We start from the raw sequence: 14,230 nt of genomic DNA, 5'->3' as shown, positions 1-14,230 counted from the left end.
GTATGTATATCATCACTACATTAATTGCCGTACATAATCCGAATGCTTTTGATAGTACAAATAGCCTTCTTTCTCCTCAAAAGCTCTAAATATTCTTCTCTCTTTCACTTAACCATATCCCTCATACTCTATTTTTGTTTCTCTGAAATTGCACTCACTTAGTAAAAACGTTACTGTTATCACAATTGTATCTTCAGAAAGTTGATAACCTCCCATCGACAATATGCTAGGAGGTTATTACAGTTATTTAAAATTTGATTTTTATTTTAATGGATTCGATTTTTGCAAATAATAATGTTATTTAATTTGAGAGAAGCGAATACTAAAAACATACTGCTTAATAACTCGTAATTAAGTCTTTCCCCTCATATCTAGGGTCTTTCTCAACTTTACCATCTTTTGTTTTGATGACTTTTAGTCTACCTAACCACTCTGCTCCGTTATATGTCTCTTCACTTACCCATACATTATGCTTTTTACCATCTACCTCAACTACTAATGTGGGGTGTGTAAACATGAATTCCTTCTCTACATGCCTACCTACAATTTCTGCATTTAATGATGTACCTTCTTCAACTAATTTACTATTTTGATACCCTTCGATAATAGGTAATCCAATAAATACAAAAAATATCAGTCCAAATACGATTACTTTCTTCTTTGTACTCCATTTATTCTTTTCTTTCAATTCTTTCTGTCTCGCTTCTCTTTCTTCGCGTTCATCCAAACTCTCATTTAAAGCATCTTCCCATGCCTTAATTTCCGCTTCGATTTCTGCTTCAGCTCTTGCTAGTTTTTGTAATTGTTCATCGGTTGCTACCATCTCATATGAGTTATCTCCAACCAAACGAATTTCAGTACCATTTTCTTTTACTTTTCGCAAGTCTTTTTCTGTACAATTAAACTCTCGAATGTTTTCCCCTTGTGTGTTTACCAATCTAACGTAAATGTTTTTTTTCTCCTTCTTCTTAAACATCTGCACTCCCCCTTATTTGTTTCCTATCATAGATAACCCTATTGCAATTAAGAGAAAGAAAACGATAATAAGGAAAGTCTTCCCTTTGCTTACTTGTGTTGTAGAACCTTCCAAGACAGCCCATATAAAAATTGGGAATTCACATAATCTTGCTTCGCTTTCCTCTTTAACTTCATACTGTCACCAGTTACTCTAGGCATTTTTAGTTTCATTACGTTCCCTTATTGTTTCTATCATAAATCCTAAAGCATCCTCAGGACTCCAACGATGTTTACATATCATCTAGAATTTATCTGAATCTTCTTTTACATTCCGCATTCAAGTGTCCCACCTTTAACTACATTCATTTAAATCATGTAGATTAAATATAAAAACCTTCTCATTTTAATGAAAAGAGAAGGTTTTCTTGCTGTTATACATTCATGCCATATTCAAAACTTTCCCTCTTGAAATAACGTATTATAGTTAATCTTTTTAATTTTATTTTCACTATTAATTTAGGCATTTTTACTTTTCTTAAAAAACACCACATATGCAAATAATGACGAGATTAAAAGAAATACACCTGCCCCTATACCCTCATATATTTTAAAATAAACAGCAGCAATTATCACAAATATTGACATTATTATTATTAGAATCATTGTATATTTCACTATAAATTCTAACGCTTTATAGATAGATACTATTGTCCTTTCAAAAAAACTTTTCTCTGTTTCCGAAATATTCCGATTTTTATCCAAAATAACACCTTTCCCTCTTTCCAAATTGACTTTCGAATAAATTTTCCCTTTCAAAATAAGAACAAAGCGAACTGCAGAACGTAACTACTCCCCATACAGATTGACCCAACTGAAAAATCTCATGTCGAACTATTCAATCAATTGCATATAGATTTTAGAATAAAAAAACCTCCTCATTCTAACGAGAAGAGAAGGTTTTATTTATGTTATTTCCCCAAACCCTATTCAAAACTATCTCTTTTATGATATTTCATGATGTTTCCATATGTTAAAAGTCACAAGCTTAAAATATTATTCTTCATTAAATACAGCAATCTTCACTTCAACATACTGTAAAGACTCATCACCGCTAAACACATGATAAATTGGCGAGGCTAAATTCAGGTTATTATCCTCCATATACTGAAGCATTTCACCATATACCTGCTCTGTTAATTTTTCATAATCTCCCGTATATCGTTTCATGAGCATCTCATCAACATAATAATAGCTCCTAAATTGAAGTGTTTCTGATGTTGGAATTTTATCTTCATTTACTGGCATGAATAATTCAACGTACATATTTTCATCAGATGGTATATTTTTCAAAGCATAAAACATCGGACCTTTTACTGTTAAATTCGCTGTTGCAATTTCTGACATAAAATGTTCAATTGCTTCTTCCATATCTTCGTAATGAAAATAGTACTCTTTCGAAACAACATTTGTATATGCAATACTTTGTCCTTCAATTATCATTTTATTGTTTCACCTACTTCTATAATAGGAGCATAAATATCTAGCCACATGTCACCGTATACGTCTAAACATACGTGATAAAAACCGTTATCTAATTTAATATGATGCTGTTCTGCAAACTCATGTATTAAATTATAAGCCTCCTCAATATCACCATCTTCATCAGTAAATCGAACACTTAATGCCTCTTCAATAATTAATCCATCAACGTATTCATATGCAGAATTCTCTCCTAATTTAACACGCTCATTTACTGGAACAGAATACGTATATTCACCGTACTCTGGTTCATTTTCCAATGGCTGATATTTAAAAAGAACGGGACCTACTGCATATATTCCATTATGAACAACTTGATTTCTCAGTGCGATAGCAGGTAATAACCAATCTTCTTTTTTTACAATTTGAGTAATACTAATTAAATTTAAAAGTGATAATGCTTTATATTGAATTTTCATAATAACTACTCCTTTTACTATACTTTCTCTTGGCTATATTTTTTATGTTTCTTCAAATGTCACTTACGCTCTCCTTCATATTCCTTCCACATTATAGTAAATGACGAACATTTAAATCTACTATACTCATTTCCTTTACGCCTTACGTTTTGATTTACCTTTTTTATTTTTCTTTTGATATCTTGGAGACTCTCTTTTATGTTGCTCCCACGATATGTTAAATGAAGGGAATTTAAATCTGCAATACGCTAATAGCTGAAATTCAGCTGCACCGATGGCTATCGTATACATTAAAACAGTACCTACCACATACATAACTAAAAAATCAATCGTATAATCATGTTGAAAACACAACAAAATAAGAAGTATTAATACGTATATTGTAGCTCCCTTTATCACATTTCCTTTTGTTTTAGTAAAAAACGAACTGGACCTTTCATCGCTACTAAACGCTCCTTCACTTGCCTGTTTAAATGTATCAATCGTTGACACAATATGAACAATAACTGCCCCTAAAAATAATAGCCCTGTATATATCCTACCATTTGAATTATCAGCCATTTCAGAAACAATCGAAACTGCAAATAATATTGTTCCGAGTTGAAACGCATAAAGTAATATGACTAGTGTTTGTAATTTTTGAAGTTTAAAACACGCTTTCGGAAATAGAAATATAATTAAAAATATAATTTGAATACTAAATAACACAATTTCGGTCTTAACAATTGTTCTATCAAAAAAATTGTTATAGTAATCCAAACCTCCTACAAGAATAACAAACATAAATATCGAAATATAAAATATTGTTCCAAGCATAAATCCCACAGCACTTTCAGGGCTTAAACGTTGTCTACATGTCATTCTAAATTTATCTAATTCTTCCTCTTTTATATTCCACATCATCCTATATGCACCTCTCGTGTAGTCTAATTACCAAAATACAGTTTTAAGTTTTTCTGTTACCTTTCCAGTTACATTTTTAATTCCTTTTTTAGTAATATCAATGATATTGTCCTTACCACCAAGTGCTTTCCATTTGTAATTCAGTCCCGCCGTAGCAACCACTGCAACACCAGCCCCAACCACAGTACCAAGCGGCGGAAGGAAAAACGATCCTGCTACAGCACCAGCTGCCATCGCTCCAGCATTTGCTCCAATATCTACAGCTGAATCTGTTGCTATATCTACTACATCTTTTAACTGCCAACCATCTTTTCTATCATCTACACCTTGCTTAGCGTCTACAACATTACCTCCAACTGACACAACCGCTCCAAAAATACCTGCTCCTTTCAATATCCCCCCTGCTTTACCCAGGCCTTTAAACGATTCTTTCCATTTCATAGGGTTAATATCCTTTAAGCCGTCTGCCCAAGCGGCTTTAAATGAACTCAGTCCTTTTTTCCCAATCGCGGTAGGCAATCCTTGGTTCACCCGATCCATCCGAAAATCTGCGTAATTTTGAAACTCTGGTAATTTATAAATATTTCTGCGTGCCTTTTTTATTTGTTCCTTTGTTGTTTTCAAACCCTCGAATTTAAATTCTAATTTATCCTTTAAATATTTGAATAAAACGTCATCTTTATTATCCATTTTAAGTATTCTTTCTGCTAAAACCATATCTTCTTTCTTAAGAGTCGATAATGTATATGCCCCTTTACCTTTTCGGCCTTTAGGATCAAAAAGGACTTCCAAACCCAATTTCTTTGTAACATAATGCATACGTATGTAGGCATTTAAAGTAGCCTTAGCTCCCTTGTTCCCAATATCAAACTTAGTCATGCCATCTGCCAATCCCTTAATGATATTTCCAATTGATGTGTCAGCTAATAACTTCCCTATTGAAGCGATAGACAAATTCCCATTATTCACTTTTATTTGTTTCATTCCCTCATCTATCTTACGCATTAATTCATCAAACTCTTGCAGGTCACTTTGCTTACTATTATAAGTTTCTAATTTTTCTAATGTATCACTGATTTCTTTTTGGCTTTTTACAGCGCCTTCAGTGATGCTTGATGATGATGGATATTGAATTGCGACGATGTCACTAATCGTACCTACTGTTTTTTTCGCCTCTTCATTAGAGTGGCTAAATCCCTCACTATATCCATTAACTTTTTTCTTTACATCATCCAAATAACTTCCATGAATTTTTGCATCTGCATCACTGTCAACCTCATTGTTAAACTCCTCTATTGCTTTTTGAAATTGACTTTTTAACATTTCCGTTGTAACTGTAAATCCAGTGATAACAGCTCCATGAACTGTAGATAAATGATTCTTAATAGTATCAGCAGCTTTCCCTTGAAAAGAGTTAATTTGTGTAAAGTCCTCTATTTTTTGCTGCAATGTTTCCAAATGTTGATTTAACTCTTCAGCACTTGAATTAAACCGCTCTTGCAGTTCTTTTACTTCTTGTAACTCTATGATTTTGCTCATATTTTCCCCCTCCTATCCCTTTACATAGCACGGTGAGCTGAACTGTCTTTCAAATCTTTTCCAAGCTTTTCATCTTGCTGAACCATTTCTTGTCCTGTTTGCTGAATTCTACTAATATCCTTTTGTAGTATTTGTTCATATTGCTGCACTTTTTTTGATAACTTTTCAATCGCTTCACAATATTTTTTCAGTTTACTTAAATTCGTACGATGTAACTGCATACCATTAAATTTAGTCTTACCTAAATCACTAGCACCACTTTTCAAATCACTTACTTTCGCATCAAATACCCCTTTATTTAATTTAATTTCCCCCATTTATCATTTCCCCGCCTTCTGTACTTCTACTTGAATACTAGCGTCAACCATTGAAACACTTCTACTTAGAGAAAGAATACTAGACTCACATGTAGCGATTTCTCTTTCAAGCCGCCGTATAGCTTGATCGATGTCTTCTTGCACTCTCCCTAGTTCTCCGATAAACTTCCCTAAATTCGAAATGACTTGTTGTTCATATGTTTCTTTAAAAGTAGTTGCTCTTTGCCCTTTCCAACTACTCTCGTTTATTTCTAAAGACTTAAACTGCTCTTGATTTTGTTTAATTGCTTCAAGATTATTTACAAATTTCCCCTTAGCAGTTATTAGCCTTCGTAGTTTCATTTGTAATTCAGCCAATTGCCCTTGTTGATGACTTATACTACTTAATAAACCCGATTTTTGACTATTTAATTCCTCTATCCCCATGCAAATCCCCCCTTAAATAGTTGGCACTTTAATTCTAGTAGCAAAACGATTTTCAACAAAATACCCTTCAAATGGATTTAATTTTGTACTACTTAAATCTTTATTAGATACATCGAAGACCATTTGGCCTGATGATTTTCTAAGTAAAATAACATGAGATTGCGTTTTTATTGTTTTTGAAACTAAGTCGTATCGACTGTCAATTGAATCAACATCACAGCCAATTACGAAGTGGATGCCCATAAATGCACCATTTGTTATTAATTCCGCCAAACTATATATATCGCTATCTTCTAAATTACTTAAAATATCATTTACATCTGCAATTACGATTACAATCGGCTTAAATTTCTTAATAAATTCTGCCGGGTTCACTGTTTCACTTGATGCTTCCTGCTCTTCTTTAAACGCTGCTTCTCTCGATTTATAAGCATTTGTAACTTGTTTAATCGTTTTCTCAATTCCTGTTTTTTCAGCTACATATAAAGCAGCGCTCTCTCTATAGTTTGAGAAATTGCGTGTTCTTGTATCAATTAAACCTAGATCAAAGTGTCCACTATCTGCTAACTGTTGAAGGAATTGATGAACTACATTTTCAACTTCATCTTTCTTAATTCCCCCTACAACAATATTAGACGCTTCCGTTAAATCTAATTCGAGAGGCGTAACGTTTTCTGTCTCTACACCAAATGCTAGTTTGCCTGCTTCAATAATTTTTCTTGTTTCTGGCCATGCAATGAATTCCTTGTATTCCAGAACTTCAGGTACCATAGGAATTGCTTTCGGTCTTTCTCCATCCCAGAAGGAATCCATCTCTTTTCCTTCAGCTTGTATATTTTCAATTCGAGTAAGGACATCTTCTCCATTTGTCGGTAAAGCTGTTTGGAAGATTGTTGGTTCGTCAATTTTAACTAAACCACGGCCTGCTAATTCTTCAATTTTTAAGTCTGTTCTTCCTACAATAGCTCTAGATTCTGCCTCATCTATCATATATAGAGCAATTTGTAGTTTAATATTTGTATTTACTTGTACTCTCAATGCATTTTGACGTGTAGCCGTAAGCATTAAATGAATTCCTACCGCTGCCCCTTCACGTACAATTTGTGCAACAATGCGTTCAAAGTCTTCGACAAATCCAGCTTCTCTAACAGCATCATAGTTATCTAACGTAATTAATATTGTTGGTAATACTTCTTTACTAGCTCTCTCATACAGTTCAAGACTCGCAACGCCATATTTACTTAGCAATTGCTTTCTATCTTTTAATAGGTCTTCTATGCGACGAAGAAATTTCTCGCATTTTTCAACTTGATCTAATGTAATGATGTCTGCCACATGCGGTAATGATTTTAATGGCATTAAACCGTTCGTTCCGAAGTCTAATAAATACACATGCAAATGCTCCGGACTATGCTGGCGAGCTACATCCATAATGACTGATTGTAAGAATGTTGATTTTCCGTAGCCTGGGCTTGAGAAGACCGCTACGTGTCCGTCTTTACTAATATCTAATGTTAATGGTGTTTGTGATTGTAATTCAGGCTGATCTAGTAGACCAATTGTTGCTTGTAATGGTTTCTTTTCTTTCGTCCATGCTTCTTTGAACTGAATAGCATGTAAGTCTTGTAAATATACGCTTTCTGGAAGTGGTGGTAACCACGGTCTTGCTAACGCTTCAATTTCATTTATTTCTGCGTAATCGTGAATGTAGTCAATAACAGCATCCAGTTCAGATGGTACGCTTATTACTTCTTTACTGCTACCAAGTCCACTTAAGTCTTCACTTAATATTTCATATTGTCCTAGATCATTTATTGCATAGATTGTTGCATCTAAATGTTCTTTATCCTCTTTATTTTCTACATAGTCTGCTCCGCTCCAAGCTGATTGGAATAGTTCATAAATTTCATTATTCCCAACTTGTAAGTAAGCACGTCCTGGTAATGTAATTTCAGCAGCATCCGGTGTTTTTAAAATTTCATTACTATCTGACGTATTTTGCACTTTTAGTGCTAGTTTGAATTTCGAGTTACTCCAAATTTGATCATCTACAACACCACTCGGTTTTTGCGTAGCTAATATTAAATGGATTCCGAGTGAACGACCGATACGCGCTGTTGAAACTAACTCTTTCATAAATTCTGGTTGTTCTGACTTCAATTCCGCGAATTCATCACTAATTAAAAATAGATGCGGCATCGGCTCACTTACTAAGCCTTCTTTATACAGTTTTTGATACTGATTAATATGGTTTACATCATTTTCACCAAATAATCGTTGTCTTTTCTGTAATTCAGCTTTAATTGATGCGAGCGCTCTCATACTTTGCGCTCCATCTAAGTTCGTAATTGTTCCTAATAAATGCGGTAAGTTTTTGAATAAATTCGCCATTCCGCCGCCTTTATAGTCAATTAGTAAAAAGGCTACTTCGTACGGGTGGAAATTGACTGCTAGAGATAATATATACGATTGTATAATTTCCGATTTACCTGAACCTGTTGTACCTGCTATTAATCCGTGTGGTCCGTGTGCTTTTTCGTGTAAGTTTAAGTTTACGATATCTTCTTTCCCACGTAATCCAAGTGGTACAGCTAAAGATTTATGCGCTGCATTTTTCTCCCAACGACTTGTGATATTCAGTTCTTTTACTTTTTCAACGCCGTACATTTCTAAAAATGTTACGCTTTCTGGAATACTATTTTTTAAGTTTTGCAAATGATTTAATGGTGCTAATGCCCGTGAAATATCTTCTAAATTGAATCCTTTTGGCACATGATTTAGTTTAAATTGACGGTTAACAAGTTCTCCTTGCTCTAAGATGATGTTCCCTTGTTTTGCATCTCTTATATCTATTACCGTTTTCACATGCTCCGGTAAACTTTGCATAACATCTTGTACAAATACAAGTGATACACCTAATTGACTCGGATCATCATTAAAGAATTCCATAACAACATGGTCTAATATTAGTTTTTCATCTGTAATGAGAACGACATAGTGCGGTGCAAAGTACATTTTTTCATTAGTAGAACTTTTTTCATCTAGTTTTAATTTTCGTTCTTTCAATATTTGATACAAACTATTTAACACTTGATCACGGCTACGATCATGGTATACAAATCCACGTACATTTATATCGCGAACACTTCCATGAGGTAACCAGCGCATCCAATCCCATTTTTCTTTTTCTTCTTCCGGAAAAATAGTAATAAACTGCAAGTCATAATAACTATGGAATAAAGCCGTTTGTGCAACTAATAATTGTAATTGCTCTAACACTAAAGAGCGTTGACCAATATAACCGACTGGTCCATTCATTAAATCTGTTACAACTGGTACATCTTCCAACGATAGATAACGCTGTCTTAGTTCACGTGCTATATCAATTAATTCATCTTTCGTTTGACTAAATTCTTCTTCATTAAATTGAATTTCAAAACTCGTATTAGCTTGTCCTGTTCCAACGCTAAATGTTAAGAAATCATGATGTAACATTGTTTTTTCATAAATTCGAGGATTTACTTGAACTGCCATATTACGTATTACTTCTACATTTGGATTGTGATAATGTAATGCGTGACGCTGTTTTTCACTTTCTGCATGTAAATCTTTCGTTTTTTGTTTTATATACTCTCTATAGCTTTTATCTCGTTCAACAATATCGACTTTATATTGCTTTAAATTTTTTATATACGATGTGACAGAAACAATGATTGTTACTAATGTCATCGCAATCGATGCGATAATAAACATTCCATATTTCATGAAAATAGCAAGTAATACAGTTACGACAATCATGACAAGTGAAGGTGCAATGATTCTTGCTAAATGCTCCGTTGGTTTTGATGGCATACTTGAAGGCTTTGCAATTGTCATTTTCTCTTCTGGTTCACGGTAAATAATACGTGGTGAACGATGATAGTCTGGATAACCACTTTGATAATTCGTTTCTGATTCTACTAAAATAGGTAACTCAGATTTCACTTTATCTTCTGAAGAAAGTACTTGAATGTCTTCACTACCAATCTCCAATAAAATACCATCAAAATATAATACGTCTCCTGATTCCAACATAACGCTATCTTTTAACTTCGTATAATTATGAAATACATCCCCGCCATACACGTTCACTTTAAAAGAATCGTACAACGTTTCGCGAGATAGCATTAAATCTACACTAGTCCCGGTAATAGAAATATCATCGTAATCGTTTTGACTCACTGTAAGAGAATGTTTCGTTCCGATATCAAACACTTTAGTTGTGCCAACAATAGATATAAAGATTTTCAAGCTCACATCTCTTGTTTTCCCAATCTCAATTTCCTTATTGAATTCTATTAATTGATCCTGTACCATCCAAGCATTTACTTCATTATTCCACTTTAACTCTACTTCTTGTTCTAAACTTGGATTCGTAATATCGTTTGTCCACTCTTTTCCAATCGACACTATTGATTGCTCATTTGGATGTAATGTGCACTTATATATTTTGTCTCCATAAGTCAATACTAATAGTTGCTCCATCCGTGTTCACTGCTCCTTTTCAACTGTCTCATCAAGTGCTTACTCTTTTTTCTCTGTGTCCGACAAATTTTTATCGTTTGATGAATTGCCATATTTCTTTTTATATTCATCTAATTGTTGCTCATATGTTTTTAACTTTTGATCACGTTCTTCCCCTGATAAATCTGGATTATTTTTCAGTGATTCAATTTGTTTAACAAGGCCGTACATAATAAGCTGAGGATCATCAAGTGTCTTAGCTAAATCTAATGATTTATCAAAATTACCTTTTCCGTTATACATCCAATACAGCAAATACTTTTCATCACTTTTCAAACTAATGTTTTTCATAATCGATTTCTTTTGAGCTTCACCTAGTTTTTCAGCTGTAATATATGCAAATGCTAACTCATATTTAGATGCAATCGGTAATGATTCAAACTCCTCTTCATTCAATTGCGTAATGACTTTGTCATAATCAGTTGCTATGAAACTTGCATTTGCTTCTAACAATTTATTTTGATAAGGAAATTTTATAAAAGTGAAATATATTAAAGGAGCAGCTAAAATAACTGTCGCCGCTATGAAGGAAAAAGCTAAGTATTTAAATGATTTATAGCTTTTTTTAGGTACTAACTGCATATTTTTTTCTGTTTTTGTTTGTTCCTTCTCAAAGCTGTCATCAAGAAACTGCAGTAATGCATCTAAGCTTTCCATTTGAGCAACGGTCTGTTCAAATGTTGTTTCTTTTGCATCTTTTAGTAACCCAGCATACAAATCATCAAAGTTATGTTTTTGGGAGAATAAAGCAATAATTAGACACTTATATTGTCTTAAAAATTGCTCTTCTAATAATGGGGTTGGCGGAACAATATCTCGAATTCCTCTATGTATAATACTTGGTATTAAATTAGCATTAAAAACTATATTGTCTGGATGTAAAAAGAACGTGATTCGTTTATTTAAATATTTACGAAACTGCGCAACATTCCGAAGTAGTCTTAATTTCTCATTTCTTCCAAAACGGCTAAGATCGTCCCACTTATATAATTTTTTATCTACTTGATATAGAAACGTAAACATATCATCCGTTTCTTCTATTGTTAATGGTACAAATTCAGATGATTCGCCCGTAATTATATCGAATTGACGGAAGTCTTTTATACGTGTTTGAGATTTGGTCATCTCCAATTTCCAATTTTCTTTTTCTATTTGAAATTGATAGTTCATTGCATCAATTTGAATTATTTTTTCCGTCATGTTTATCCTCTTCTCCTTTTCTTTATAACCCGTAATAACTTATTTTCAAATAACTAAAAGTAAAAAATATTCTTTATAAAACTTGCAAAATATCTCCATCTGTTATTTGGTGATCAATTAAACGATCATTATCTGTTAAAACAATTGACTTATTTTTCACTTTAATTACAAAATGTGAACCTTCATGATTATCAATCTTTAGCGTATCTAATAAGTTTTTTAATAAATATTTAATAGATTGATGATTCGGAATACGCAAATCATATGTATTTCCATTCCATTTACTAAAATCTACTGTCACATTGATATGTGTTTGTATTGCCATCACTTTACCTCCAACTTTTACGAAGAACCGTATAAATACCGATGCAAATAAATAGAATGCCGCCGCCAAATAATAATATTATTGTTATACTAATTGGCTCTTCATTCATTGTTTCATTACTCGCTACTTCATCTGCACTTTTTCTGACAATGTATTCACTGCTAAACAAACTATTTTTCGTATCTTTAACACTATTATTCTCTTTTTGTTTTGTAAAAAGAGAATCTCGCAAAGCTTCCATATCTTTTTGTTCTTTCTTTTTCTTTTTCTCAATTTCTTCTTCTATATCTTTGTTAAATAACTCAATCGATGCTTTATCTAATTCTGTTTCCTTATGTTCCTTTTTATTTTTTTCTTGGTCGCTTTCTTCAAGTCGATCCACTTTAAACTTAATCTTCCCATCATCACCAAGATAACTGTCAGCCGCGCTCCTTATCGGTAGCGCGACAAACAGTAAAAGGATAGAGAGAAATGATAACTTAGCCACTATGCTCCATTGTTTGATCATTTACTTCTTTTTCCTCCCATTTCTTATGCCATACAAATAGATTACTAACCAATCCAATAATGGCAATTACAAACAATACGACAAAAATAACTTTCCCAGTATCTTTACCACTAATAAAATCATTTAGAAAACTTTCTATATACTGAAGCGGTGAGAATTGACGTATCTTTCCGACAGAGGACATTTGATCTACTTTACTTCCAACTGCCTCAGTTAAAAATAGGTACATGCTTAAAAATACTAATAGTATAAACATACCTACCATTTTTATTTGTCGTAATAAGTAGGTTGAGACCAATACAAACGCCATCATAATAAATGTGATGAACGCAATCCATAGTAAACTTTGATCCTGACCGAACTTTAAAAGACGCCCAGAAATGATACCTATACTAATCCCTTCCACAATTGATATACCGAAAGCTACTACTGTAGTTGGTACATTCATATCAATTAATGAGAATTTCTCTTCAAAATGATCTGATTGCATTCGTTTCTTTTCTTGATTCGCAATTGCGTATGCTGTAAATAATGCAACAATGAAACAAGTTAATACAATTAAGTACGGTGTAAAAGCATTACCTGCTACAATTACTCCATCATTTTGCTTTTGAACTGGACTAGCTAAAAAGTCATATAGCATTTCATTTTGACGATCTCCAATACGACTATTCGCTAAAATTTTCGTAAAGTTTTTGGAGAATGATTTATCATCTTCCATTTTCTTCGTAAAGTCGTTTAATAATAAATCAGCTTTTGAAACAATTGTCGTTCCGCTGTCTTGAATTTCTTTTGCTTGTCCATTGATTTGATCAAATGTTTTATATACATCGTCTGAAGTTGCTAAACTATGTTTCGAACTTTCGACCAATGACTGACTTTGCATCATTAATGATTTAATACCAGAATCTAACGATAAAACAGCTGTTTGCTCACCAGCATGATTTGCTGTTAATACTTGCTGCTCTTCAACTAGTTTTAAGCTATTCTCACGCCATTTCGCTAAACCTTTTAAATACTCTCCTAAATTTTCATTCATACTAGTTGCTTGTTGCGTCGTTCCATTTAATTTCTCCGCTAGTAGCATAGAATTTTGATCCGCACTAGTAATAGATTGTTGATAAGAGTTTATTTTTTGTTTTAAACCTGACATATCTTGCTTTATTTCTGTAGTAATACTTGATGAAACAAGATTTGAAATTAAATCAATTAAGCTTTGTTTATTTAATACGTAGTACAAAGATTGGTCCGTCGCAATTGCATCTAAACTTCCCTCTTCTAACTTAGGACCTACATCTTTCGTTCTTAAATCAATCCCATAATACATTTCGTAAAGGCTCATTAAACCTTGATAACTTTCGACTGTATCTACTGCTTCTTTTATTAATACACTAGATATATTTTTTGTTAATACTTCTGCTTTTTGATGTACAACTTGATTCGTTGTACTTTCAGTAACTTTACCGTTATCTGTTCCCGTTTCGCCTCCTGGATTTCCTCCGGTCCCGTTATCTGTTCCCGTTTCGCCTCCTGG

At 33.2% G+C, this 14,230-nt stretch carries 12 protein-coding genes and 1 pseudogene; all 13 read right to left on the bottom strand.

Going from position 1 to position 14,230, the window contains the following annotated elements; all coding sequences use genetic code 11:
- Nucleotides 1–337 precede the first annotated feature (337 nt).
- Complete coding sequence (locus tag BLT20_RS07675; protein ID WP_000473573.1) at nt 338–976, bottom strand: hypothetical protein; 639 nt, start codon at nt 974–976, stop codon at nt 338–340.
- Nucleotides 977–1,473: 497 nt separating this feature from the next.
- Nucleotides 1,474–1,719 carry a hypothetical protein gene (locus BLT20_RS30770; RefSeq protein WP_025921923.1) on the bottom strand — a complete coding sequence of 82 codons (246 nt, stop codon included), beginning with the start codon at nt 1,717–1,719 and terminating at the stop codon, nt 1,474–1,476.
- A gap of 291 nt (nt 1,720–2,010) precedes the next feature.
- Entirely contained in the window at nt 2,011–2,457 is a 447-nt protein-coding gene (locus BLT20_RS07665) for a DUF5085 family protein (RefSeq protein WP_000582718.1), read from the bottom strand.
- Nucleotides 2,454–2,915: a DUF5085 family protein gene (locus tag BLT20_RS07660; protein WP_000701784.1), complete on the bottom strand. Its 462-nt coding sequence runs from the start codon at nt 2,913–2,915 to the stop codon at nt 2,454–2,456. The genes BLT20_RS07665 and BLT20_RS07660 overlap by 4 nt, the downstream gene beginning before the upstream one ends.
- 135 nt (nt 2,916–3,050) lie before the next feature.
- The gene (locus tag BLT20_RS07655) at nt 3,051–3,815 is read right to left on the bottom strand and encodes a hypothetical protein (protein ID WP_025921922.1); all 765 of its coding nucleotides are present in this window, start codon (nt 3,813–3,815) and stop codon (nt 3,051–3,053) included.
- A gap of 30 nt (nt 3,816–3,845) precedes the next feature.
- Nucleotides 3,846–5,357 carry a T7SS effector LXG polymorphic toxin gene (locus BLT20_RS07650; protein ID WP_000034620.1) on the bottom strand — a complete coding sequence of 504 codons (1,512 nt, stop codon included), beginning with the start codon at nt 5,355–5,357 and terminating at the stop codon, nt 3,846–3,848.
- A gap of 20 nt (nt 5,358–5,377) precedes the next feature.
- Nucleotides 5,378–5,674 carry a TIGR04197 family type VII secretion effector gene (locus BLT20_RS07645; RefSeq protein WP_000503886.1) on the bottom strand — a complete coding sequence of 99 codons (297 nt, stop codon included), beginning with the start codon at nt 5,672–5,674 and terminating at the stop codon, nt 5,378–5,380.
- A 3-nt stretch (nt 5,675–5,677) separates the two neighbouring features.
- Nucleotides 5,678–6,100 carry a YwqH-like family protein gene (locus BLT20_RS07640; RefSeq protein WP_000510565.1) on the bottom strand — a complete coding sequence of 141 codons (423 nt, stop codon included), beginning with the start codon at nt 6,098–6,100 and terminating at the stop codon, nt 5,678–5,680.
- A gap of 12 nt (nt 6,101–6,112) precedes the next feature.
- The gene (gene essC / locus BLT20_RS07635) at nt 6,113–10,624 is read right to left on the bottom strand and encodes a type VII secretion protein EssC (protein WP_000436744.1); all 4,512 of its coding nucleotides are present in this window, start codon (nt 10,622–10,624) and stop codon (nt 6,113–6,115) included.
- 39 nt (nt 10,625–10,663) lie between these two features.
- Nucleotides 10,664–11,863: a type VII secretion protein EssB gene (essB, locus tag BLT20_RS07630; protein WP_000136610.1), complete on the bottom strand. Its 1,200-nt coding sequence runs from the start codon at nt 11,861–11,863 to the stop codon at nt 10,664–10,666.
- Between the two features lie 73 nt (nt 11,864–11,936).
- Nucleotides 11,937–12,188 (bottom strand): EsaB/YukD family protein, encoded by a 252-nt coding sequence (locus BLT20_RS07625; RefSeq protein ID WP_001007571.1) that lies wholly within the window; start codon nt 12,186–12,188, stop codon nt 11,937–11,939.
- 4 nt (nt 12,189–12,192) lie between these two features.
- Nucleotides 12,193–12,696 (bottom strand): type VII secretion protein EssA, encoded by a 504-nt coding sequence (gene essA, locus BLT20_RS07620; RefSeq protein WP_000595656.1) that lies wholly within the window; start codon nt 12,694–12,696, stop codon nt 12,193–12,195.
- A pseudogene (locus BLT20_RS07615) lies at nt 12,668–14,230 on the bottom strand (type VII secretion protein EsaA); the annotation flags it as partial. The gene essA and the pseudogene BLT20_RS07615, both read right to left, overlap by 29 nt.

The sequence above is a fragment of the Bacillus sp. cl96 genome, assembly GCF_900100505.1.
GTDB lineage: Bacteria > Bacillota > Bacilli > Bacillales > Bacillaceae_G > Bacillus_A > Bacillus_A cereus.
This window is presented reverse-complemented; position numbering and strand designations above follow the sequence as displayed.